Source organism: Hymenobacter lapidiphilus (assembly GCF_003417065.2).
Lineage (GTDB): Bacteria > Bacteroidota > Bacteroidia > Cytophagales > Hymenobacteraceae > Hymenobacter.
Map to the genome: position 1 here is coordinate 1 of NZ_QVLT01000032.1, position 21,045 is coordinate 21,045.

The window sequence follows — 21,045 nt, forward strand, 5'->3', positions numbered from 1 at the left end:
GTACATTGCAACGGTCTGTTCGCGCATGGTCGGCAGGGCTTGAAGGGGTCGAATACTTCAAACCTAGTCTGTTCACGCCGAACAGACTTTTTTTTGGCCTTATTTATACCTCGCAACTTGGGTTAGCTAAGGCCCGCCATCGTGGGCAGGCGGGCCAGCGTCAGGCCGGTCTTACTCGTTTGCGGGCCTGCCAGCAGCCCGTAGCGCTTGCTCAGCTCGTAGGTTTCGGTGCCAACCCGCAGCGTAGCCACCGAGTCGGACTGGCCGTTGAACTCGCGCACCGTCCGGCTGACGACGGTGGCGCTCGTGCCGCTGCTGCCCGTGAAGGTAGTGCCGGCCTTGCCGAACACGGGCAGCGGGATGCTGCGGGCCGGCTCGCTGGCTTCGGCGGCCCATTCAAGCCAATAGACTCTCGGGGCGGCCTCGTAGCGTAGCCGGGCCCCAAACTGGTTGTTGCGCGACTTGCGCCACCGCGCCCCCGTGCTCGTGCTCTTCACCGGCCGCATAATGCGGTTGAAGAAGTACACCGAATCGGTGCCCCGTACCCCGGCCGAATCGAGGCGCAGCGTCAGCACCGAATCGGTGACTGTCCCGGTCCGGTTGAGCGTGAAGGCGTGCACGTCGCCGTTGGGCCGGAAGGGCCGCCAGTTTTGGCCAGCCGCAGAGAATGTGGCCGTTAACAGAGCCAGCAAAAGCACGTAGCGGTGTTTCATAAAAGGAAAGGCAGAAATGGATAAATATAGATTATTGAGTAAGCTACAGTTAATACTGCCTGTCTCCTAATCACTTATTCATGTCAACCCAACGCAGGAAGGCCCGACGCTTGCGCATCGGGCCTCACCTTTATAAAGAGCAGAAAGCCGGTTGGTGCTTAAGCAGCCAGCGACTTCACGAACTTAGCCAGCTTCGACTTGTTGTTGGCGGCTTTGTTCTTGTGGATGATGTTCTTCTTAGCCAGACGGTCCAGCATCGACGACACCTTCTGGAACTGCGTCTGAGCAGCCGAAGCATCGGTGAGGGCGCGCAGCTTCTTGATAGCCGTGCGGGTAGATTTGGCCTGGTAACGGTTCAGGACGCGCTTAGCTTCGTTGGAACGGATGCGCTTAAGGGCGGATTTATGGTTTGCCATGAGGGTTGATTATGGTCTTCTGCTCGAATTCAGTTCAAATGCGGAGTGCAAAGGTAAAGCTTTGTGTGGAATTAGCAAGAGAGAAGTGAGATTATGAGTGGTGAAACATGAGAAGTGAGAGGTGAGACAAACGTCATGCAGAGCGCAGCGAAGAATCTCGCTCGGACCTATTGTCCGGTTCTCGTTCAACTTAGCTCAAGCAGGATTCTTCGCTGCGCTCTGCATGACGTTTGTTTCACCCCGCAATTCATTATGCATGCATAACATTAACTTTCTTAACTTGCTTGCCCGAACTGCTTTGCCGCTCTTCCTTGCCCATCCCGCCCGGCTTTTCTGACCGCCTTTCGCCGCCATACCTGCCATGCCCCTCGTTGCCGAGTCTGCCTACCAGCCACCGTTCTACCTGTTCAATGGCCACCTGCAAACCATTGTGCCCAGCCTGTGGCGCACAGTGCCCGAGGTGCACTATGAGCGCGAGCGGGTAGAAACCGAGGACGGCGACTTTCTGGACCTCGACTGGTCGCGGCAGCCGGCTGGGGGCCTCTCCGATACGCTGGCCATTGTGTCGCACGGGCTGGAGGGCGATGCGGGGCGGCCCTACGTGCGGGGCATGGTGCGGGCCCTGAACCAGGCGGGCATGGACGCGCTGGCCTGGAACTACCGCAGCTGCAGCGGCGAGATGAACCGCCTGCTCCGCTCCTACCACCTCGGCGACACCGACGACCTCGACTTCGTGGTCCGCTACGCCCTGGGCACGGCCCGCTACCGCCGGGTACTGCTGACGGGCTTCTCGGCCGGTGGCAACGTCACGCTCAAGTACTTGGGCGAAAACCCCGCCCGCGTGCCCCAGGAGGTGGCGCGGGCGGCCGTGTTTTCGGTGCCCACCGAACTGCGGGCCAGCTCCCACCATATTGCCCGCCTCGAAAACCGCATTTACCAGAAGCGCTTTATGAAAACGCTGCGCGAGAAGATGCGCCAGAAAGCCGCCCTACTCCCCGGCCAGGTCGACCTGACAGACCTGGAGTTGCTGCAGAATTTCCCGGAGTTCGACGACCGGTTCACCGCGCCCATGCACGGCTTCAGCTCGGCCGAAGACTACTACGCCCACGCCAGCTCGGGCCGCTACCTAAGCGGCATCCGGGTGCCCACGCTGCTGGTAAACGCCCAAAACGACCCGTTTCTGCCGCCCTCCTGCTTCCCCCACGAGCTAGCCGCCGCCAGCCCCCATGTATTCCTCGAAACACCTACTGACGGCGGCCACGTCGGTTTTGGCGAAGGTGCGCCGGACGGCGAGTATTACTCGGAGCGCCGCGCCGTGGAGTTCCTCACGAGCGAGGTACCGGGGTAGCTGGGTAGTCCTTTATGGTATTGCTTCTCATGCCTTGCTCGACTTTTGCAGCACTGCTGAGAGAGCAGGGTTTAAGGGCCAGATAGGGTACGATGACGGGCCCTTGTCGGCCCCTATCTGAAGCTGGGGTCTGCTTAAACCACTGGGCGATGGTCTATTAAAGCGTGAAGCAGTAAATTAAGGCATGGCTTATGCGCAACACTTGTGTGCCCGCTGCGGCAACGAACACATCCGCCGCAATGGCACGCAAGGTGGCCAGCCCAATTACCAGTGCAAGGCGTGCGGGTACCAGGCGCGGTTTGTACCGGCAGCTGTGGCCAAGGCGGCGCAGTATGCGCTGGTGGAGACCTTGCTCACCGAGCGCAACTCCCAACGCAGCATCGTGCGCACCACCGACGGGGCGCGGATGACCATCGCCAAGTTGCTGAAAAAAAGCGGCGCTGACCTCGCCCCAGCTGCCGCCTCGCCGGACGAAAAAGGCCCAGCAGCGAAAACCGGAAGCCCTCGAACTTGACGAAATGTGGACCTTCGTGGGCCGGCGCACGCGCAAAGTCTGGCTCTGGCTGGCCGTCGAACTGGCCTCGCGCCGCATCATGGCCTGGGTGCTGGGCTGTCGGGGGGCGCCACGGCCCGGCGGTTGTGGGCTGCGCTGCCGCGGCGTTATCAGCGCCACTGCCGCTACCACACCGACCAGTGGGAGGCTTACGCCAAGGTCTTGCCCGTCCACCAGCACCGGCCTCATCCCAAAGGCAGCGGCAAAACCAATAGTGTCGAGGCTATTAACTGCTCCTTACGCCAGTGTTGCGACGTATTGGTCCGCAAATCCTGCTCCTTCAGCAAAACTTTGCGCATGCACACGGCTCGCATCAAGATTGTCATTGATGATTACAACATCACACTTTAATAGACCATCGCCCATATTTTGAGTGCTAAAACGGAATGCCTGCATCCGGCATTGATGTCAATATAGTCTCGGCTTGCCTGGTTTCCGGCTCAAATCAACGAATCCAGACCACGCCGGGCGAAGGGGGCGGGGCCGAGCCGCTGGAAATCGGTCGGCGTAAGGCCGGTCATCTGCCGGAACTGCCGCGAGAGGTGCGCCGGGCTACTGTAGCCCAGCTGCTGCGCTACTTCGGCCATGCTCAGCTCGGCGTAGCTGATTAATTCCTTGGCCCGCTCCACTTTCTGGCGGATGATGAACTTCTCAATCGTCAGGCCTTCGGAAGCGGAGAATAAGTGCGACAGGTAGTGGTAGTCCTTCTCCAGGTGCTCGACCAGATAATCGGAGTAGTTGAGCAGCCGCGGGCCGGGCGGGGGGGTAGTGAATCAGGGCCACCAGCAGGGTTTTGATGCGGTCCACCAACTGGTCGCGCGGGTCTTCCAGCAGCACGAAACCCGCATCCTGCAGGCGGCTCCGGATGGCCGCCCAGTCAGGGGCCGCGCCATCGGGGGTTGATGCGTCGGCTTCGCCCAGCGCCACGCGATGTACCTGCAGACCCAAGGCCGCCAGGTCTTCGCCCACCACCTGGATGCACTGGGGGCAGACCATGTTCTTAATCAGCAGGCGGTGCGAGCCCGGCGGCGGCAGCACGTGGGCAACACTGACGTCAGCTTTCATGGGGTGCGTCATTATTTCACTACCAGGCTGCCGCGCAGCATGCCCATCCCGCAGGTGAACGTAAACGTGCCGGCCTTTTCGGGCAGCAGCTCCACCAGCGTGGTCTTGAAGGCCGGCAGGTCGCGGCGGATGCTGAAATCGGGCATCAGCAGCTCTTCCGAGCAGCTGTTTTCCTCGTCGCGGTAGAAGCTTAGCTGCACGGGCTTGCCGCGTTCCACCTCGATAATATCGGGTGAATAGCCGCCCTTCACGGTGATATCCACCTCCTGCACGCCGCTCGATGAGGAAACGGCGCTGGTCGTCTGGCGGGCCGAGAAGAAGAAGAAGTACCACACGACAAACGCCGATAGGCCCAGACCCACGATGGTAACGATGATTTGGGAAGTATCCATGATAAGCGAGGGTTAGTGGTTGTCGAAGGAACGCAGGCGCAACGAGTTAGCCAGCACCGAAACCGAGCTGAGGGCCATGGCCGCGGCCGCCAGCATGGGCGAGAGCAGGATGCCGAAGAATGGGTACAGCAGCCCGGCCGCCACAGGAATGCCCAGCGTGTTGTAGATAAAGGCGAAAAACAGATTTTGCTTGATAGTGCGGATGGTCTGGCGGCTCAGCTCGATGGCCGTGACCACGCCGTTCAGATCGGAGCGCATGAGCGTGATGCCGGCCGCTTCCATGGCCACATCGGTACCCGAGCCAACGGCCAGGCCGATGTCGGCCTGGGCCAGGGCGGGCGCGTCGTTGATGCCGTCGCCCACCATGGCTACAATGCGGCCTTCGCCCTGTAGCTCTTTCACCTTGCCGGCCTTGTCAGCCGGGAGCACTTCGGCGAAGTAACGGGTGATGCCCACCTGCCCGGCCACCTGCGCGGCCGTCTGGGGGTTGTCGCCCGTCATCATTACCACCTCGATACCCAGGGCCTGGAGCTTTTTGATGGCGGCCACCGACGTGTCGCGAACCGTGTCGGCCACGCCCAGCAGGCCCACGGCCTGCCCGGCGACGGCCACATAAAGCACGGTTCTGGCCTGGCTGAGCAGCTGCTCGGCCTGCGCCGTCAGCTCGGGCGAGAGGTTAATGCCCTCTTCGGCTAGTAGGCGGCGGTTGCCGATGAGCACAGCCTGGCCATCCACGGTGGCCGCGGCGCCTTTGCCTTCCACGGCCCGAAAGTCGGTGGCCGTCAGTTTATCCCCGCCCTGGTCGTCGGCGTGGCGCACCACGGCCTCGGCCAGCGGATGCTCGCTCTGCCGCTCCACGGCGGCCACCACCTGCAACAGGCGCGCCCCGTCCTGACCGGGAGCCACGAAGTCCGTTACGGCCGGCTCGCCTTTGGTAATAGTACCGGTTTTATCCAGCAGCACGGTGTTTACCTGGTAGGCCTTTTCGAGGGCTTCGGCGTTACGAATCAATACACCGTGCTCGGCGCCCTTACCGGTGCTGACCATGATGGCCGTGGGCGTGGCCAGACCCAGCGCGCAGGGGCAGGCAATAATGAGCACGGCCACGAAATTGACCAGCGCCAGCGGCAGGCGCGTTTCCGCCGGGGCCAGGTCAAACCAGAGCACGAACGTCAAAATGGAAATAACTACCACCGTGGGCACGAAGATGGCGCTGACCTTGTCGGCCAGCCGCTGAATGGGGGCACGGCTGCCCTGGGCATCTTCCACCAGCTTCACAATCTGCGAAAGCATGGTATCGGCGCCGACTTTGGTTACTTCGAAGCGGAAGGAGCCGGTCTTGTTGAGCGTGGCCCCGAATACGGGGTCGCCGGTTTTCTTTTCTACGGGCAGGCTTTCGCCGGTGAGCATGGCCTCATCCACGGCCGACTGCCCCTCGGTGATGCGGCCATCGGTGGCCACTTTTTCGCCGGGGCGCACCAGCACGATGTCGCCGAGCTGCACCTGGGCTATGGGCACGTCGACTTCCGCACCATCAGGGCGCACCACGCGGGCGGTTTTGGCCTGCAGGCCAATCAGGCTGCGCATGGCGGCCGAGGTCTGCGTTTTGGCTCGCAACTCCATTAGCTTGCCCAGCAGAATCAGGGCAATGATGGTAGCCGTGGTGTCATAATACACTTCGGGCATCAGGCCCCGACTGGTGAAAAATTCGGGCACCACGGTAGCCGCCAGGCTATAGAGGAATGCCGCGCCCGTACCCACGGCAATCAGGGTATCCATGTTGGCCGACCGGTGCTTGAAACCGTTCCAGGCCGACACGTAGAACTCGCGGCCGCTGTAGAGCAGCACGGGCAGCGTGAGCAGCAGCATGGCGTAGTTCAGCAAGGGCATGTTTACCCGCGCCATCATGGCGGGCCAGAGCATCAGCATACTCAGCGGCATAATAATTATGGCTAAGACCGTCGCCACCCAGAAGCGGCGCTTAAGCGTCTGATAAGCCAGGGCCTTCTGGCGGTCGATTTCGTCGCTACGCTCGGCGGCACTGGTATCGGGCGGGCGCTCCATCACGCCGTAGCCGGCATTGATGACGGCTTCCTTAAGGGTGGCCGGGCTGGCCTGGCCGGGCAGGTAATGCACGGTGGCTTTCTCGGTAGCGAAATTAACCAGCGCGCTCTGCACGCCGGGGGCCCGGCTCAGCGACTTTTCGACGGCCGCCGCGCACGAGGCGCAGGTCATGCCTTCGATATCGAGAGTTTCAGTTTTAGTTGCGGGTTCCATGTAAAGCAGTGTAAAAACGGGGCGGAGCGGCCGGTCAGCCGTTTGGCGAAGGGCCACTCGTACTAGTACTATACAAAGGAACGGCTTCCTCAGGCCAGAGTTGGTACCGAATCCAGCCGCAGAGTTGCATAATTCGACGGATTTCCGAGAGAAACTACCCTACAAACGAAAGGGCCCTTCCTTACCGCTACTCCGAACAAGGCATGTACAATTGCGTCGGATACTTGTATAATTTTGTGCTTAGCTGACGGTCGGCACGCGGAACCTAATCTGTTAATTGCCTGTCAGAGCCTTAAAATAGAAACTCCAGCGCCACAAATCAGTTAGAACAAGGCGCACTACATTAACTTTTACTGGTATTGTCAGTAAACAGCTAGTCCACTTTTTCGGGATATAAGCTTATTTTTGCAGTCGCTTAACGCCCACCATGTTCCGTAGCCTGTTTCCTTTGCGCCGTTTGCTGGCGACGAGCTTCCTGCTCGTCTTCGTCAACGTGTTCGTGGGGCAATGCTGGTGCGCGACCATGAACCCGGAGCCGGCTGGCCGAATGGCGGTAGTCGAGCCCCCCGTAGCGGCCCAGCCAACGCACCCGGGCTGCCCGGGCCACGGGGCCGTAGCCGAGTACCCCACCACCAAGCCGGACAAGCACCCCGCCAAATCGGCCGGCAGTCAGGATGACTGCTGCAAGGACAATTCGGCGGCACTACTTTCGGCACTGACGACCCCGGCTCAAAAGGCTTTGTTTACCCCCGCGCCGGCCGTGCTGCCGACAGCAATAGAATTTCATTTCCGCCCTTTGGCGGGCAAGTGGGACCAGACGGCTACCGTTGCCCTGGTTCCGCCGCGGCATCTCAAGCCCAAAATTCCGGATATCCGCATATACATTCAGTCGCTGACTGTCTGATTTTTTCGACGCGCTGAGGCTCGCGCCGGCATAGCTACGCTATGTCCGGGGCGGGCCTTTTCGGTTGCTCGCCCGCGCGGCCTGGCCGCGTCCCCCCCTCCCCTATTTTCTGGTTTTACCGCCCCCGCAATGAAGCGTTGTTGTGAGGCGGCCAGTGGCCCGGCCCCGTCGGGGCCAGGTCGCCGCTGGCCTTCCTACCTGCTCTACGCCGTAGTGGCTGCCGCCCTGGGCTTCGTGCTCTGGCAGCAGTGGTTGGCGTAGCTCCCGGCCCTGGCAAGGCCCTGTTTTTCACCGTTCCCCTCCATTTCCCTCTTTTTTTATGAAGCGCATTTTTGTTCCGCTGCTGGCCGCTGCCAGCCTGTTTACCGTTGCCAGCTGCTCGTCTGATGCGGGTAGCAGCAGTGCCACCGATACCGTTACGACGCCCACCGAAGGGCCCGCGGCGGGTACCGACGAGCATGCCGGCGGCCACATTTATTCCTGCCCCATGCACCCGGAAGTAACCAGCACTAAAGCGGGCGAAAAGTGCCCGAAGTGCGGCATGAACCTAGAGCACACCGACCTGCCCGCCAGCAATGGCAAGGCCTACCAGATGAAGTTCACCCCCCAGCCTATGCAGCTGGTGGCCGGGCAGCCCGCCAAGCTTTCTTTTACTCCCCAGGAAACTGGTAACGAGGCCGCGCCGGTACCACTGGCCGTGGTACACGAGAAGAAGATTCACCTGATTATCGTCAGCAAAGACCTCTCGCAGTTCTACCACGAGCACCCCGAGTATACGGCCCAGGGCGACTACCAGGTGGACTACACCTTCCCCAAGGGCGGCGAGTTCGTGCTGTTTCAGGACTACTCGCCCACCGGCGCTGGTCACCAGCTGGGCCGCCAGCCCGTGACGGTGCAGGGACCAAAATACGCGCCCGTCAAGTTCAAGAACGACGATATGAGCTGGGAGCAGGATGGCTACGCGGCCACGCTGGCTTTTGAAAAGCCCCTGAACACCGACCAACTGCTGGGCATGAAAATCGTCATCAGCAAAAACGGCCAGCCCGTAACCGACCTCGACAACTACCTGGGCGCGCTGGGCCACGTGGTGGTCATCAGCGAAGACACCGAGCGCTACCTGCACGTGCACCCGAACGACCAGGCCGACAAAGGCCCCGCCATTGGCTTCAACACCAACTTCGAGGCGCCGGGTCTGTACCGGGTTTTCCTCCAGTTCAACCACGCCGGCAAGATTCACACCGGCAACTTTACCATCAATGTAAAAGGCCCGGCTGCCAGCTAGGCGGCCCGGTTCGCCGCGCTTTTCCACTCGTTTTTCTCTTCACTAATTCCCTGAACCCATGAAAACCCAAGCCATTTTTTGCGCCCTGCTGTGCTCCGGCACCCTGCTGCTGAGCAGCTGCGATACCAAAACCGCTACGGAAACCACCGCCGCCACCGAAACCGGCGCTTCCGGCGACATGGCCGGCATGGACCACTCCACGATGGCCGGCGATTCGCCCCTGAAAGCCTCGATGGATGAGATGATGGCCAAAATGGACGCCATGAAGATGAAGGGCAATACTGACCACGACTTTGCCCACATGATGCTGGAGCACCATAAAGGGGCGGTGGCCATGGCCGACATCCAGTTGCGCGACGGCAAGGATGCTACCATGCGCCAGATGGCCGAGAAAATCAAGGCCGACCAGCAGCAGGAAATCGGCGAGCTGGAAGCCGTGGCCACCCGCCTCGACAGTGCCCCGACCAACTACCAGCCCACGAACCCAAACGACCCGTTCACGGCCCAGATGAAGACGTCGATGACGACCATGATGACGGATATGCCCAAAACGGTGGCCAACCCGGACATGAACTTCAATATGCTGATGACCACGCATCACCAGAGCGCCATAGACATGGCCAAAGCCGAAGTAACCCACGGCAAAGACAGCAAGCTCAAGGCCATGGCCCAGCAGATGATTGATACCCAGCAGAAGGAAATAGACGCCTTCAAGACCTGGCACGCCAACAATGCCGACAAAATGTAGCCTTCCGCGCTTCTTCCCTTTCGCTCAACCTACTCTACATTTTCCCGTGAAGATTTCCCAAATCCTGCTGGCCGCCGCCCTCGTGGCCACCGCTTCTTTCTCGGCCCAGGCCCAGCACAGCCACCAGCCCGCCGCGCACGGTAATAGAGCGGCCGGCGAAACCCATGCCCACCAGTCGCCCCACGGGGGCGTAGTCCGGACGGCCGGCGCCTACCATCTGGAGCTGGTGCAGCAGGCCGGCGAAGTACACGTGTACCTGCTCGACGCCAACGAAGCCACGATGGCTCCTACGGGCACCACCGGCTCGGTAATGCTGCTGACCACGGCCGGCAAAACCAGCACCGTAGCCCTCAAGCAAACCGGCGACCATCTCGTGGCCCGGGTTCCGGCCGGCATCACCGTACGCACGGCCATTATCAGCCTCAAAGCCAAGGGCAAGTCGCTTTCGGCCCGGTTTGAAAAGCTTGATGCGGCGGCTAAAACCGGCAAAGCTGTGGAAGCCGCCTACCAGTGCCCCATGCAGTGCGAAGGCAGCGCCAGCGACAAGCCGGGCGCATGCCCGAAGTGCGGCATGGCCCTCGTGAAAAAGGCGTAGGCGGAGCCTGTTTTTTGGACGCCCGGCGTCCGGAACCGCTTCGTCCCGGGTCGTCTGTTGCTGCAACGGCAGGCGGCCCACAGGCTGGTCTTAATCTGATTATATGAAGTATTTTGAATTAAAACGCGGGGGCCGTTGGCTGCTGGTGCTGGCTCTCTTGCTGCTGGGATTAAGCCCCGAAGCCGCGCGCGCCCAAACCACCATCACCCTCGACAGCGCCGTGGCGTTGGCCGTGCGGGTGAGCCCGCGCAGCCAGGTGGGCAACCTGGAGGTGCAAGTGGCCCGGCAGCTGCGCCGCACCAGCCTGAATCTGCCCAACCCGTCGGTGTTCGTGGAAAACCCCAGCGCCGAGCGGTTTGTGGGAGGCTTCACCCAAACCACCGAATTCCCGACCGTGTACACGCGCCAGGGCAAGCTCAACGCGGCGCGGCAAGACGTGGCCGAGCAGGCCCGGCTGGCCGGACGCGCGGAGGTGGTGCGCCTTGCCCGTCTGACCTACCTGGCCCTGCAGGTCAGCGAGGCGCGCCTGGCGCAACTCACGCGGCAGGACAGCACCTTCGCGGTCCTGAACGCGGCCACCCAGCGCCTGCGGACGGCGGGCGAAATCGACCTGCTTCAAACCGTGAGCACCGCTGCCCGACGCCCGGCAGGCGCGCAACCAGCGCCGGCAGGCCGATCGACCAGCAGAATGCCCAGCGCCAGCTCCGGCTGCTGCTGCGCCTGCCCGAGGGTGCCCCGCTGCGCCCGACGCCGCTGACCCGGCTGGCCGCCCCGCCCGTGCCCACCACCGCCGGCGACACCTCGCTACTGCGCACCAACGCCTTGCTGCGGCTGGAAGAAGTACGCATTGCCGAAAGCCAGCAGGCCCTGCGCGTGGAACGGGCCCGCGCCCTGCCGGGCCTCTCGTTCGGCTACCTCAACCAAGGCCCGGCCGATGCCAAGCTCTACACTGGCCTGCAGGCCGGCATCACCTTGCCCGTCTGGTACGGGGCCTACCGGGGCCAGATTCAAGCCGCCCAAACCCGGGTGGCGCTGGCCCGCGCCCAATATGACGTGGCCCGGCTAAGCACCAGCAGCGCCTACCTGCAGGCGCTGGCCGAGTTTCAAAAACAAACCGAAAACCTAGCCTACTACGAGGAAACCGGTCTGGGCCAGGCCGCAACGCTCGCCAGCACCGGCGCGCGCCTGTTTCGGGCCGGCGAAACCAGCTACTACCTCTACATCCAGAGCCTGAACCAAGCCTACCAAATCCGGCAAGCTTACGTGGATGCCCTTCGCAGCTACAACGAGGCCTTGCTCGAACTCAATTACCTGCGAGGTGAATAACCGTCAATCATCATGAAACAACTCCTGATTTTGCTACTGGGCCTGCTGCTTACCAGCCCGGGCTACGCCCACGGGGGCGAAGACCACGGCGACGGCCCCAAGGCCGGCACGGCGGCCGGGGCTACATCCTTCTCGGTAGCGGCGCTGTCGGAGCAGTTCGAAGTGCTGCTGCGCTACGAGCCGTTGGAAGGCGGCCAGCCCGCCGACCTGCGTCTGTTCCTCTCCGATTACGCGACCAACGTGCCCATCAAGGGGGCCAAGCTCACGCTCACCACGCCGGAAGACGCCAGCCTGAAGTGGGCCGTGACGGAGCAGGAGCCGGGCATCTACCTGGTCGAAGGCCAGTTTCCGGCCAACAAGACCTACAGTTTCACGGCCAACATCGTGGCCGGCGACAAGGCCGATTTGCTCCTGCTCGAAGGCATTAAGGTGGGGGAGAAACTGCCCGTGGCCGCGTCGGCTCCAGAAGCCGCCGCCTCGCTCTTTTCCTCCTGGAAAATCATCCTGGCCCTTATCGGGGCCTTCGTGCTCGGCATCGGCCTGACGGCCCTGCTGCTGCGCCGCCGGCGTACTGCCGCGCCTGTTTCCACTTCCAATCCTGCAGTTTATGAAAACCAAGCATAAGTTTCTGGCCGTTACGGCCGCGGTCGGCTTGGTGCTGACCGTGCTGCTGCCGCCCCCGGGCCTGGTGCAGGCCCACGGTGGCGAAGACCACGGCGGCGAGGCGAAGGCCAGCACCAGCGTGGCCCTGACCGACGAGGTGCTGCTGCCCAAGGAAAGCCAGTTCCTGTTTCAGGTGCAAACCAACCTGGCCGCTTACTCCACTACCTACAGCCGGGCCACGCTCTATGGCACGGTGTCGGCGGCGGCGGGCGGCGAGGGACGCATTGTGGTGCCGCAAAGCGGGCGCATCGTGAGCCTCGTGGCGCAGGTCGGCAAAACCGTGCGGGCCGGCCAGACGCTGGCCGTCATCGAGCAGACCCTGGATGCTACCCAGCAGATTGGCCTTAGCACCGAGCGGGCCAACGCCCAGGCCGAGCTACGCGCCGCCCAGCAGGACTATGCCCGCCTGAAAACTATAGCCGACATTGCCGCCCGCAAGGACGTGGTGGCCGCCGAGCTGCGCCTGCGCCAGGCCCGTCAGAACGCCGGTATTCAGAACAGCCAGGCGGGCCAACGCCGCGTCAGCATCACCTCACCGGTGAGCGGCACGGTGGATATATTTAATCTGGCCGTGGGCCAGCAGGTGAGCCAGGGCGATGAGCTGTTCCGGGTCATCAACCCCGGCAAGCTGCGCGTGGAGGCCCAGGTGTTTGCCCAGGATTTGGCCAAGGTCACGCCGGGCGCCGCTTTCCGGGTGGAGGGCCTGCAGGGTCAGGCGGGAGTACCGGCCCGCCTCGTGGTGTTCAGCAACGTGGTCAATCCCGTGAATCAGGCCCGGCAGCTGGTACTGGAACTCGATGGCACCGAAGGCAGCGCCTACCGGGCCGGCCAGGCCGTGAACGTGCAGGTAGTGGGCCAGACCGGCGGCGGCAAGCCCCAACTGGTGGTGCCCACTTCGGCCATTACCGACCTCAACGGCAAGCCCGTGGTGTTCGTGCACACCGACCCTGAGCGCTTCAAGATTCGCTACGTGCAGCCGGGTGCCGTGAACGGCCAGCAAACCGTGCTGGTGCAGGGCCAGGTGAACGAGAATGACCGGGTAGTCACGGCCGGTACCTACCAGCTCAAGTCCATTTACCTCAACCAGTAGAACGACAAACTCCCCTCCTCAGACGAGGAGGGGATGTTCGCGCTTCAGCGCGAACGGGGGTGGTTGAACCCGTTGAACAACACCCGAACGGACCTGACGCCAGTCGTTCAACGAAGTCCCTCCGGTGGCACCACCCCAGCCGCGCCTTTGGCTCGGCGTCCCCTCCTCGTCTGAGGAGGGGAGTTTCGTCCAGCTTGTCAATTATCATGCTTGATAAAATTATCCGCTTTGCCCTGCAAAACCGCCTGCTGATGCTGGCCTTTGCCCTGGCCCTTATCATTGCCGGTACCTACACGGCCAACCAGCTGCCGGTGGATGTGCTGCCCGACCTGGACCGGCCGCGGGTGACCGTGTTTCTGGAAGCGCCCGGCATGGCCCCCGAGGAAGTGGAAGCCCTGGTGACGCTGCCCGTGGAAACGGCCCTGAACGGGGCCACCGGCGTGTCGGCGGTGCGGTCCAACTCGGCCATTGGTCTGGGCATGGTGTTCGTGGAGTTCGACTACGGTACCGACATCTTCACGGCCCGCCAGATTGTGAGCGAAAAGCTCCAGACCACGGGCGAACAGCTGCCGCAGGGCATCACGCCCGTGCTGGGGCCTATTTCGTCGGTTATGGGCCAGATAATGCTGGTGGGGCTGTCGGGCGGTAAGGAAACCAACGCCGCCGATTTGCGCACGCTGGCCAACTACACCGTGCGTCAGCGCCTGCTCAGCATTCCCGGTATTGCCCAGGTCATCCCCATCGGCGGCGACAACCTGCAGTACCAGGTGCTGCTGGACATGCCGCGCCTGAACGCCACTGGCCTGACGGCCAACCAGGTGGAAGAGGCGCTGCGCCAGTCGAACCTGAACACGACCGGCAACTTCTTCGACCGCAACGGCTCGGAAGTGCTTATCCGCAACCTGGGCCGGTTGCGCTCGGTCGAAGACATTGAAAACATCGTGGTGGGTTACCGCGAGCAGTCGCCCATCCGCGTGGCGGATGTAGCCAATGTAAAGTTCGGGGCCCGCTTTAAGCGCGGCGACGGCAGCGTGAACGGCAAGCCCGCCGTGATTCTGAGCATCGAGAAGCAGCCGGGCGCCGCCACCGTGGGTTTGACGGAAGCCGTGGAGAAGGCGCTGGTGGAGCTCCAGCCCTCGCTGCCCCCCGACGTGAAAGTGAACACGCGCCTGTTCAAGCAGTCGGAGTTCATCGAGTCGTCGATTTCCAACGTGGAGGAAGCCCTGCGCGACGGCGCCATTCTGGTGGTCATCGTGCTGTTTGCCTTTTTGCTGAACGTGCGCACCACCTTCATTTCGCTGGTCGCCATTCCGCTCTCGCTGCTGGTTACGGCGCTGGTGTTTAAGGCGGCCGGCATCAGCATTAATACCATGACGCTGGGCGGGCTGGCCATTGCCATCGGTGAGCTGGTCGACGACGCCATTGTGGACGTGGAAAACGTGTACCGGCGCCTGCGCGAGAACAAGCAGCGGCCCGACCCGCAACCGGTGCTGCGCGTCGTGTATTCGGCCTCGTCGGAGGTGCGCAACTCCATCGTGTACGCCACCATCATCGTGGTGCTGGTGTTTTTGCCACTGTTTGCTTTGGAAGGCATGGAAGGCCGCATTTTCGCGCCGCTGGGTATTGCCTATATCACCAGCATCGTGGCCTCGCTGTTCGTGTCGCTGACCGTGACGCCGGTACTCTGCTATTACCTGCTGCCCGGCATGAAGCAGATGGACCACCCCGAAACCGACGGCGGGCTGGTGCGCTGGCTCAAGAAAAAGGACACCCGCCTGCTGGGTTGGGGCCTGGCTCATCCCAAAACAGTGCTGGGAGTTGCCGGCGCCCTGTTGATAGCGGCCCTGGCCTTTATTCCCTTCTTTGGCACCGAGTTTCTGCCGCCCTTCAACGAAGGCTCCCTGACGGTGAATTTCTCGGCTCCGGCCGGCACCTCGCTCACCGAGTCGAACCGCCTGGGCACGCTGGGCGAGGCGCAGATGCTCAAGATTCCGGAAGTGGCCTACACGGCCCGCCGCACCGGCCGCGCCGAGCTCGACGAGCACGCCGAATCGGTGAACAACTCCGAAATTGAAGTGGCCTTCAAGACCGAAGCCGAGCTGGAGAAGGAGGGCAAAACCATGCGCAGCCGCGACGAAATCCTGGCCGACATGCGCGACAAGCTCAGCCTGATTACGGGCGTGAACGTGAACATCGGCCAGCCCATTTCCCACCGCCTCGACCACCTGCTGAGCGGGGTGCGGGCCCAGGTGGCCATCAAGGTGTTCGGCAACGACTTGCTGGAGCTGCGCCGCTACGCCAACGAGGTGCGCGACGCCGCCAGCACCGTGCCCGGCGTGGTCGATTTGCAGGTAGAAAAGCAGGTGCAGATTCCGCAGCTGCTGATTCGGCCCAAAGACGACGCCCTGCGCGCCTACGGCATGGGCCGCGGGGAGCTGGTGCGCGACCTGGAAACGCTGTTTCAGGGAACCGTGGTCTCGCAGATGGTCGACGGCCAGAAGCGCTTCGACCTGGTGGTGAAGCTGCCCGAAGCGCAGCGCAACGACATGGCCGCCATCAGCCAGACCCGCATCGAAACCCCCAGCGGCGCGTTGATACCCGTGAGCCAGGTGGCGGAGATAATTTACGAGCCGGGGCCCAACACCATCAACCACGAAAACACCCAGCGCCGCATCACCATCTCGCTCAACGTGGCCGAGCGCGACCTGGGCTCCACGGTGAAGGAAATTCAGGCTAAAATCGACCAGCAGGTGAAGCTGCCGCCGGGCTACTACCTCACCTACGGCGGGCAGTTCGAGAGTCAGCAGTCGGCCTCGCAGAAGATACTGTGGCTGAGCCTGTTTTCGCTGGCCGGCATCTTCCTGGTGTTGTTCTCGCACTTCAAGTCCTCGCTGATGGTCGGGCAGATTATGCTTAACATCCCGCTGGCCCTCATCGGCTCGGTGGTGGCGGTGCTGCTCACGGGCGGCACGTTCAGCATTGCCTCGCTGGTGGGCTTCATCACGCTCACCGGCATTGCCTCGCGCAACGGCATCATGATGATTTCGCACTACATCCACCTCGTGGAGCACGAGGGCGAGAAGTTCGGCATCCCCATGATTATCCGCGGCTCGCTGGAACGCCTCGTGCCGGTGCTGATGACGGCCCTGGTGGCGGCCCTGGCCCTGCTGCCGCTCACGCTGGCCAAGGACGCGCCGGGCAAGGAAATCCTGTATCCGGTGGCTACCGTGATTCTGGGCGGCCTGCTGTCTTCCACTTTCCTCGACATCATCGTGACGCCGGTGGTCTTCTGGCTGGTGGGCGAAAAAGCGTTGGCCCAGTACTTCGCTTCCCACCACGAAGTAAGCCTCGACGCGCACCCGCCGGAGCTGGATGCCCAGCCCTTCACGACCCCGGCCGACCAGAACACCATTCAGCCCACCGGCGCCTAAATATATACTCCACATACTGCTGCACGTAGCCGTTCCGGCGCTAATAGCCTGGCTGTTTTACCGTCCCCAATGGCGGCGGCCGGCCCTGAAGATGGTGGCGGGTTTTGCGCTCGACCTCGACCACCTGTTAGCCACGCCCATGTTCGACCCCAACCGCTGTAGCATCAACTTCCACCCGCTGCACACTTACTGGGCCATCGGCATCTACGCGCTGCTGCTCTGGCCGGCCCGCACCCGCGTCTGGGCCATCGGCTTTCTGGTGCATATGGTTCTCGACTACCTCGAATGCCTGCCCCTGGGCGTGTATCTGCCCTAACGCATCCCGTCAATGGCCATCCTTCCCAACCTATCGCCTCCCACTACAGTGCTCTATATCAAGCACATGGTGTGCTCACGCGGTATCCGGATGGTAAGGCAGGAGTTGGAGGGGCTGGGGTTAGAAGTGCTCGAGGTGCGCCTGGGAGCCGCTACGGTTGTGGGCGCACCGCAGGAGCTGGACTGGCCCTGCATCCGCACGACGTTGGAAAGGGCCGGTTTTATCCTCCTGGAAACCTTGTCCCAGACGCTGTTGTACCGAGTTGAGGCGGCAGTGCAATGGCGGCTGCGCCAGCCTGAGTGCCCAGGCCACCGAGATTTCGCCGAAGCAGTAGCCCAGGATGTGGGCTTGCCCTATCCTCGGTTGAGCGCGGATTTTGCCCACCTTTCAGCCAGCCATACCCTGGCAGACTACATTCTTATTCAGCGGCTAGCCTACGCGCAAGAGCTGCTGGCTTCGTCCGAGCTGCGTATCGGCCGGATTACCCGGCAGCTGGGCTACCGCAGCCTGGCGCACTTCTCGGGGCAGTTTCGGCGGTTTGCGTACTGTGCGCCCTCGACCTACCGGCAGCAGCTCCGCGAGGCAAAAACCGCGGCGGCCGGCCCGCCTGCTACCCCAAATGATGCAAGCGAACAGGAGGAAGACGCAAAACCGGGAGCTTAGCGCCCGGGTATACTAAAAGACATCAGCCACCTTTAACTCTTTGTATTATGCACAATAAAAACCAATCATTGCTCGACGCCCTCAATGCCTGCGTAGCCTCGTGCGAACACTGCGCCACCGCCTGCCTGCAGGAGGATGACATCAAAATGATGGTGCGCTGCATTCAGCTTGACCGCGACTGCGCCGACATTTGCGCCCTGACGGCCCGCTACGTGGCCCGCGGCTCGGACCATGCCAAGCATCTGCTGAGCCTGTGCGCCGATATCTGCAAAGCCTGCGGCGATGAATGCGCCCAGCACACGCACATGCAGCATTGCCAGGAGTGCGCCGATGCTTGCCGCCGCTGCGAAGAAGCCTGCCGGGCTGGTATGGCTGCCTAACCCGGAGCTGTAGGAAACAGCACCGGTGGGGAAATCATGCAAGCCGGGGGTGCAATTCTGTAGCCTTTTAAGGAGCTATTGGCCCCTGGTTTGCGTTTTCTACTCACAAGGGGCCGATGTTGGCCCCACTAATTCCTTTCGCCATGACCACGCTTCAATTCAAAACCAACATCAACTGCGGCGGCTGCATCAAGGCCGTTACGTCCACCCTCAACGAACAAGCCGGAGCCGGCAACTGGCAGGTAGACACCGCTAACCCCGACAAGCTGCTCACCGTCAGCTCCGACAAGCTCACGGCCGAGCAGGTGGTGCGGGCCATCGAAGAAGCCGGCTTCAAGATTCAGGCGGCATAATCCTGCCGTTTATTTTCCAAAAACGCCCGGTATTACCGGGCGTTTTTGGTTTCAGGGCTCGGCGCTCCGTCCCATCATCATACCGACTTGCGGCCTCAACTAAGGAGCTCGAACTACACTGTTCGCGCCCCTTCAAGCAGTTTCAATTGGCTTTTTCTCCTTGATTGACAAGATTTTCCAAGATTACCATTACCTACTACCCCCTTACCGCTTGGCTGGGAAACTTAGCTAACCCAAGTTGCGGCGTGACTCTGTCAGCACGACGTAGGGGCGGGGCTTGTCCCCGCCCGCCGTTAGCACGGGTATTACGGGGCCTCAAAACAACTGTTCAACGCCTCCTTCTGACGGCGGGCGGGGGCAAGCCCCGCCCCTACAGCGCCCTCCGAAACTTGGGGTAGCTACCACGGGCAACTTCGTAAATAGAATCTACCTGAAATTGCAACTCATGCCACTCCAGAGGCTGGTAATTACGGCCTCTTTGCCAGTACCATCCAGCAGGCCGTACAGACCGGAAGTGGTGGAAAACTCCTGCCCCAGGGTCGATTGGGTAACCTTGACGGAGTAGGCCCCTTCCAATTCTGCTCGGGTAGAGCCAATGCCGACCCCAGCCATGGTGGTTAATGTGGGCGTTGCGCCACTGGGCGCCCCCGCATACCAGCCCACAAATTGCCACTCTTGGGCGTTACCGGTTTTTTTCTCCTGAAGCACCAAGGTCAGCCCGTTGCTCCATGAAGCCATTTTCAGGGGGCCGGCACCGCATTCGGTGTTAATTCCAACACTCTTGGGCTCGGCTTGCAGCACCTTGCTTATTACCCCAATCAGTTCCCCCTGCGGCATGCCAAAAGGTATTTCTCGGGTGGAACCGCTTGGCTGGCTCACCAGTTGTAGCGCATTCGAGGTTAATGCCAGTAACGGCTGGGTTGCTGAAACCCTGTCTGGGCCGGCGGCGCTTGGCGTTGGCTGGACTGGTTTCGGAGTAGTATCCGGCGTTACCACTCCCATCGGCGCGTCCTGCGCTGCGTCCGGACTCGGCTGACAGCCAACAAGAACAGTAGTGAGTAGTAGAGCGAGCCCGAGTTGTTTCATACGAATAGTGTGTACCACTTTTTCAGCCATATCGTTGGCTCCCAATACAATTAGCAGTTCCTTAAGTGTTGCCAGGTTGCTATTTATTAGCGCTATAATAAACGATGTTTTCTCAACACAAGACCCCTACCGCAAATCCGGAATGGCGACGGCGTCCATGTCGGTGTACTCGCGGTTTTCGCCGGCCATGCCCCAGATGAAGGCGTAGCTGCCGGTGCCGCAGCCGGTATGAATGGACCAGGGCGGCGAGAGAATGGCCTGCTCGTTGCTTACCCACAGCGGGCGCGTTTCCTGGGGTTCGCCCATCAAGTGCAGCACCCGCTGGCCCTCGGCCAGGTTGAAGTACAGGTAGGCCTCCATGCGCCGGTCATGCATGTGGGCCGGCATCGTGTTCCAGACGTTGCCGGGCTTGAGCTGGGTGAGGCCCATTACGAGCTGGCATCTCTGGATGCCCTCGGCGTAAATGTATTTGTTGATGGTGCGCTGGTTGGCGGCTTCTAGGGTGCCCATTCCGACCGGCGTAGCCTCGGCGCGGGTGAGGCGGCGCGTGGGATGCGCGTGGTGAGCTGGGGCCGAGAGCAGGTAGTACTTGGCCGGCTGGCTGGCTGGCGTTGTGGCTCCCGAACTCCACCCGCTGGCTACCCATGCCCACGTACAGGCAATCCTAGTGGTCGAGCTCGTAGGTTTCGCCATCGACCAGTATCTGGCCCGGCCCGCCGACGTTGAGGGCGCCCGGTTCCCGGCGTTCCAGGAAGTAATCGGCCTTGAGGCTGGAAGGGCAGGGCAGCGGCAGCGGCGTGGTGCCCGGCTGGACCCCGCCCACCACCATGCGGTCGTAGTGCGTGTAGGTGAGCAGTATGTCGTCGGCCACGAACAGGCGCTCGATCAGGAAGTTTTCGCGTAGCTCGGCAGTCAACATTCCCGCCGTTTCGCGGGGGCTGATGGCATATCGTTGCGTCATGTTGTTGATTTTTAGTTTTTAGTGAGTCGTTCTGGCCTGCTTGCTTTCCGGTTTCTGATACTTCTATTCCGGAGTCAAAAACCAGAAACAAGCCGCCAGATACCAACAAGTTATTTCACTTGCACTTCCAGTTGGGAAGCCGGGCGAAACCCGCGACGCGGCCCATTTTGCCAAGTTGCGCGAGTTGAAACTGCCCACCGTATTCTTTGATCGGGAATGCGAGCAGACCTACACAGCAAGCATTACCACCGACGACTACGACAGCGGCTACCGGGCCACGCGCCACCTGCTGGAGCGGGGCTGCCGCCGCATTGTGCACTTCACGCTGGCCCAGCACCTGTCCATCGGCCAGAAACGCATGCAGGGCTACCTCGATGCATTGCGCGACGCGGATATTGCCTTCGACCCAGCCCTGCTCGTGCATGGCGGCTCCGGACCTGACCACAACACGGCCCTGATGTAGCAGCCACTGGAGCAGGACTC

General features: G+C 61.8%; 27 protein-coding genes and 1 pseudogene. 19 read left to right on the forward strand and 9 right to left on the reverse strand.

The window, feature by feature from the left end; all coding sequences use genetic code 11:
• Nucleotides 1-122: 122 nt before the first annotated feature.
• Both D0N36_RS15520 and rpsT read right to left on the reverse strand, forming a co-directional pair.
• Entirely contained in the window at nucleotides 123-713 is a 591-nt protein-coding gene (locus D0N36_RS15520; protein WP_116942758.1) for a hypothetical protein, read from the reverse strand.
• A gap of 158 nt (nucleotides 714-871) precedes the next feature.
• Nucleotides 872-1,129, reverse strand: coding sequence for a 30S ribosomal protein S20 (gene rpsT / locus D0N36_RS15525; RefSeq protein WP_116942759.1), 258 nt, complete (start codon nucleotides 1,127-1,129; stop codon nucleotides 872-874).
• A 361-nt stretch (nucleotides 1,130-1,490) separates the two neighbouring features.
• Between rpsT and D0N36_RS15530 the strand changes: the two genes are divergently transcribed.
• The 4 genes and pseudogenes from D0N36_RS15530 to D0N36_RS20320 all read left to right on the forward strand — a co-directional run bounded on the left by D0N36_RS15530 (nucleotide 1,491) and on the right by D0N36_RS20320 (nucleotide 3,381).
• Entirely contained in the window at nucleotides 1,491-2,477 is a 987-nt protein-coding gene (locus D0N36_RS15530) for a YheT family hydrolase (RefSeq protein WP_116942760.1), read from the forward strand.
• 184 nt (nucleotides 2,478-2,661) lie between these two features.
• Nucleotides 2,662-2,991, forward strand: a complete 330-nt coding sequence (locus D0N36_RS15535) for a transposase-like zinc-binding domain-containing protein (protein WP_116942761.1) — start codon at nucleotides 2,662-2,664, stop codon at nucleotides 2,989-2,991.
• A gap of 4 nt (nucleotides 2,992-2,995) precedes the next feature.
• Nucleotides 2,996-3,043, forward strand: a pseudogene (locus D0N36_RS20315) (hypothetical protein); the annotation flags it as partial.
• Between the two features lie 71 nt (nucleotides 3,044-3,114).
• On the forward strand, nucleotides 3,115-3,381 hold the full coding sequence (locus D0N36_RS20320) for an IS1 family transposase (protein WP_410504166.1): 267 nt from the start codon (nucleotides 3,115-3,117) through the stop codon (nucleotides 3,379-3,381).
• A gap of 89 nt (nucleotides 3,382-3,470) precedes the next feature.
• Here the strand turns inward: D0N36_RS20320 and D0N36_RS19775 are convergent, their stop codons facing one another.
• The 4 genes from D0N36_RS19775 to D0N36_RS15555 are packed head-to-tail and all read right to left on the reverse strand — an operon-like array spanning nucleotide 3,471 to nucleotide 6,764.
• The gene (locus tag D0N36_RS19775) at nucleotides 3,471-3,776 is read right to left on the reverse strand and encodes a helix-turn-helix domain-containing protein (RefSeq protein WP_116942763.1); all 306 of its coding nucleotides are present in this window, start codon (nucleotides 3,774-3,776) and stop codon (nucleotides 3,471-3,473) included.
• On the reverse strand, nucleotides 3,682-4,095 hold the full coding sequence (locus tag D0N36_RS15545) for a hypothetical protein (protein WP_147320938.1): 414 nt from the start codon (nucleotides 4,093-4,095) through the stop codon (nucleotides 3,682-3,684). Before D0N36_RS15545 ends, D0N36_RS19775 begins: the two co-directional genes overlap by 95 nt.
• An 11-nt stretch (nucleotides 4,096-4,106) precedes the next feature.
• On the reverse strand, nucleotides 4,107-4,487 hold the full coding sequence (locus D0N36_RS15550) for a cupredoxin domain-containing protein (protein ID WP_116942765.1): 381 nt from the start codon (nucleotides 4,485-4,487) through the stop codon (nucleotides 4,107-4,109).
• Nucleotides 4,488-4,499: 12 nt separating this feature from the next.
• Complete coding sequence (locus tag D0N36_RS15555; RefSeq protein ID WP_116942766.1) at nucleotides 4,500-6,764, reverse strand: heavy metal translocating P-type ATPase; 2,265 nt, start codon at nucleotides 6,762-6,764, stop codon at nucleotides 4,500-4,502.
• A 427-nt stretch (nucleotides 6,765-7,191) separates the two neighbouring features.
• Between D0N36_RS15555 and D0N36_RS15560 the strand changes: the two genes are divergently transcribed.
• From D0N36_RS15560 to D0N36_RS15620, 14 genes are all read left to right on the forward strand, one after another.
• Complete coding sequence (locus D0N36_RS15560; protein WP_116942767.1) at nucleotides 7,192-7,668, forward strand: hypothetical protein; 477 nt, start codon at nucleotides 7,192-7,194, stop codon at nucleotides 7,666-7,668.
• Between the two features lie 129 nt (nucleotides 7,669-7,797).
• Nucleotides 7,798-7,929 (forward strand): hypothetical protein, encoded by a 132-nt coding sequence (locus tag D0N36_RS20010; protein WP_262895331.1) that lies wholly within the window; start codon nucleotides 7,798-7,800, stop codon nucleotides 7,927-7,929.
• 58 nt (nucleotides 7,930-7,987) lie between these two features.
• Nucleotides 7,988-8,950, forward strand: a complete 963-nt coding sequence (locus D0N36_RS15565) for a heavy metal-binding domain-containing protein (protein WP_116942768.1) — start codon at nucleotides 7,988-7,990, stop codon at nucleotides 8,948-8,950.
• A 58-nt stretch (nucleotides 8,951-9,008) separates the two neighbouring features.
• Nucleotides 9,009-9,698, forward strand: coding sequence for a DUF305 domain-containing protein (locus D0N36_RS15570; RefSeq protein WP_116942769.1), 690 nt, complete (start codon nucleotides 9,009-9,011; stop codon nucleotides 9,696-9,698).
• A 46-nt stretch (nucleotides 9,699-9,744) separates the two neighbouring features.
• Nucleotides 9,745-10,293: a heavy metal-binding domain-containing protein gene (locus D0N36_RS15575; protein ID WP_116942770.1), complete on the forward strand. Its 549-nt coding sequence runs from the start codon at nucleotides 9,745-9,747 to the stop codon at nucleotides 10,291-10,293.
• A gap of 103 nt (nucleotides 10,294-10,396) precedes the next feature.
• Entirely contained in the window at nucleotides 10,397-11,050 is a 654-nt protein-coding gene (locus D0N36_RS15580; RefSeq protein WP_190242712.1) for a hypothetical protein, read from the forward strand.
• A 20-nt stretch (nucleotides 11,051-11,070) separates the two neighbouring features.
• Nucleotides 11,071-11,619 carry a TolC family protein gene (locus D0N36_RS15585; RefSeq protein WP_190242713.1) on the forward strand — a complete coding sequence of 183 codons (549 nt, stop codon included), beginning with the start codon at nucleotides 11,071-11,073 and terminating at the stop codon, nucleotides 11,617-11,619.
• A 12-nt stretch (nucleotides 11,620-11,631) separates the two neighbouring features.
• Complete coding sequence (locus tag D0N36_RS15590) at nucleotides 11,632-12,243, forward strand: hypothetical protein (protein WP_116942772.1); 612 nt, start codon at nucleotides 11,632-11,634, stop codon at nucleotides 12,241-12,243.
• Nucleotides 12,227-13,372, forward strand: coding sequence for an efflux RND transporter periplasmic adaptor subunit (locus D0N36_RS15595; RefSeq protein WP_116942773.1), 1,146 nt, complete (start codon nucleotides 12,227-12,229; stop codon nucleotides 13,370-13,372). Before D0N36_RS15590 ends, D0N36_RS15595 begins: the two co-directional genes overlap by 17 nt.
• A 206-nt stretch (nucleotides 13,373-13,578) precedes the next feature.
• Nucleotides 13,579-16,803: an efflux RND transporter permease subunit gene (locus D0N36_RS15600; protein ID WP_116942774.1), complete on the forward strand. Its 3,225-nt coding sequence runs from the start codon at nucleotides 13,579-13,581 to the stop codon at nucleotides 16,801-16,803.
• Nucleotides 16,745-17,119, forward strand: coding sequence for a DUF6122 family protein (locus D0N36_RS15605; protein ID WP_116942775.1), 375 nt, complete (start codon nucleotides 16,745-16,747; stop codon nucleotides 17,117-17,119). The genes D0N36_RS15600 and D0N36_RS15605 overlap by 59 nt, the downstream gene beginning before the upstream one ends.
• 12 nt (nucleotides 17,120-17,131) lie before the next feature.
• The gene (locus D0N36_RS15610; RefSeq protein WP_116942776.1) at nucleotides 17,132-17,782 is read left to right on the forward strand and encodes a helix-turn-helix domain-containing protein; all 651 of its coding nucleotides are present in this window, start codon (nucleotides 17,132-17,134) and stop codon (nucleotides 17,780-17,782) included.
• A 47-nt stretch (nucleotides 17,783-17,829) separates the two neighbouring features.
• Nucleotides 17,830-18,162: a four-helix bundle copper-binding protein gene (locus D0N36_RS15615; protein ID WP_116942777.1), complete on the forward strand. Its 333-nt coding sequence runs from the start codon at nucleotides 17,830-17,832 to the stop codon at nucleotides 18,160-18,162.
• A 143-nt stretch (nucleotides 18,163-18,305) separates the two neighbouring features.
• Complete coding sequence (locus tag D0N36_RS15620) at nucleotides 18,306-18,515, forward strand: heavy-metal-associated domain-containing protein (RefSeq protein WP_116942801.1); 210 nt, start codon at nucleotides 18,306-18,308, stop codon at nucleotides 18,513-18,515.
• Between the two features lie 426 nt (nucleotides 18,516-18,941).
• Here D0N36_RS15620 and D0N36_RS15625 read toward each other — a convergent pair whose 3' ends face one another.
• The 3 genes from D0N36_RS15625 to D0N36_RS20160 form a co-directional block, all read right to left on the reverse strand.
• A complete protein-coding gene (locus D0N36_RS15625) occupies nucleotides 18,942-19,646 on the reverse strand; it encodes a hypothetical protein (protein ID WP_207190730.1) in 705 nt (234 codons plus the stop codon).
• A gap of 81 nt (nucleotides 19,647-19,727) precedes the next feature.
• On the reverse strand, nucleotides 19,728-20,294 hold the full coding sequence (gene kduI, locus D0N36_RS15630) for a 5-dehydro-4-deoxy-D-glucuronate isomerase (RefSeq protein WP_317191492.1): 567 nt from the start codon (nucleotides 20,292-20,294) through the stop codon (nucleotides 19,728-19,730).
• On the reverse strand, nucleotides 20,266-20,562 hold the full coding sequence (locus tag D0N36_RS20160) for a hypothetical protein (protein WP_317191493.1): 297 nt from the start codon (nucleotides 20,560-20,562) through the stop codon (nucleotides 20,266-20,268). The genes kduI and D0N36_RS20160 overlap by 29 nt, the downstream gene beginning before the upstream one ends.
• A 175-nt stretch (nucleotides 20,563-20,737) precedes the next feature.
• Between D0N36_RS20160 and D0N36_RS15635 the strand changes: the two genes are divergently transcribed.
• Complete coding sequence (locus tag D0N36_RS15635) at nucleotides 20,738-21,025, forward strand: substrate-binding domain-containing protein (protein WP_190242715.1); 288 nt, start codon at nucleotides 20,738-20,740, stop codon at nucleotides 21,023-21,025.
• The last annotated feature ends 20 nt before the right edge of the window (nucleotides 21,026-21,045 follow it).

Coding starts and splice junctions, on each gene's coding strand:
- D0N36_RS15610 (WP_116942776.1), top strand. CDS start 17,132: ATGGCCATCCTTCCCAACCTATCGCCTCCCACTACAGTGCTCTATATC.
- D0N36_RS15560 (WP_116942767.1), top strand. CDS start 7,192: ATGTTCCGTAGCCTGTTTCCTTTGCGCCGTTTGCTGGCGACGAGCTTC.
- D0N36_RS15595 (WP_116942773.1), top strand. CDS start 12,227: ATGAAAACCAAGCATAAGTTTCTGGCCGTTACGGCCGCGGTCGGCTTG.
- rpsT (WP_116942759.1), bottom strand. CDS start 1,129: ATGGCAAACCATAAATCCGCCCTTAAGCGCATCCGTTCCAACGAAGCT.
- kduI (WP_317191492.1), bottom strand. CDS start 20,294: ATGGCGAAACCTACGAGCTCGACCACTAGGATTGCCTGTACGTGGGCA.
- D0N36_RS15530 (WP_116942760.1), top strand. CDS start 1,491: ATGCCCCTCGTTGCCGAGTCTGCCTACCAGCCACCGTTCTACCTGTTC.
- D0N36_RS15570 (WP_116942769.1), top strand. CDS start 9,009: ATGAAAACCCAAGCCATTTTTTGCGCCCTGCTGTGCTCCGGCACCCTG.
- D0N36_RS15550 (WP_116942765.1), bottom strand. CDS start 4,487: ATGGATACTTCCCAAATCATCGTTACCATCGTGGGTCTGGGCCTATCG.
- D0N36_RS20010 (WP_262895331.1), top strand. CDS start 7,798: ATGAAGCGTTGTTGTGAGGCGGCCAGTGGCCCGGCCCCGTCGGGGCCA.
- D0N36_RS15535 (WP_116942761.1), top strand. CDS start 2,662: ATGGCTTATGCGCAACACTTGTGTGCCCGCTGCGGCAACGAACACATC.
- D0N36_RS15580 (WP_190242712.1), top strand. CDS start 10,397: ATGAAGTATTTTGAATTAAAACGCGGGGGCCGTTGGCTGCTGGTGCTG.
- D0N36_RS15615 (WP_116942777.1), top strand. CDS start 17,830: ATGCACAATAAAAACCAATCATTGCTCGACGCCCTCAATGCCTGCGTA.
- D0N36_RS15565 (WP_116942768.1), top strand. CDS start 7,988: ATGAAGCGCATTTTTGTTCCGCTGCTGGCCGCTGCCAGCCTGTTTACC.
- D0N36_RS20160 (WP_317191493.1), bottom strand. CDS start 20,562: ATGACGCAACGATATGCCATCAGCCCCCGCGAAACGGCGGGAATGTTG.
- D0N36_RS15520 (WP_116942758.1), bottom strand. CDS start 713: ATGAAACACCGCTACGTGCTTTTGCTGGCTCTGTTAACGGCCACATTC.
- D0N36_RS15555 (WP_116942766.1), bottom strand. CDS start 6,764: ATGGAACCCGCAACTAAAACTGAAACTCTCGATATCGAAGGCATGACC.
- D0N36_RS15600 (WP_116942774.1), top strand. CDS start 13,579: ATGCTTGATAAAATTATCCGCTTTGCCCTGCAAAACCGCCTGCTGATG.
- D0N36_RS15605 (WP_116942775.1), top strand. CDS start 16,745: ATGCCCAGCCCTTCACGACCCCGGCCGACCAGAACACCATTCAGCCCA.
- D0N36_RS15590 (WP_116942772.1), top strand. CDS start 11,632: ATGAAACAACTCCTGATTTTGCTACTGGGCCTGCTGCTTACCAGCCCG.
- D0N36_RS15620 (WP_116942801.1), top strand. CDS start 18,306: ATGACCACGCTTCAATTCAAAACCAACATCAACTGCGGCGGCTGCATC.
- D0N36_RS15545 (WP_147320938.1), bottom strand. CDS start 4,095: ATGAAAGCTGACGTCAGTGTTGCCCACGTGCTGCCGCCGCCGGGCTCG.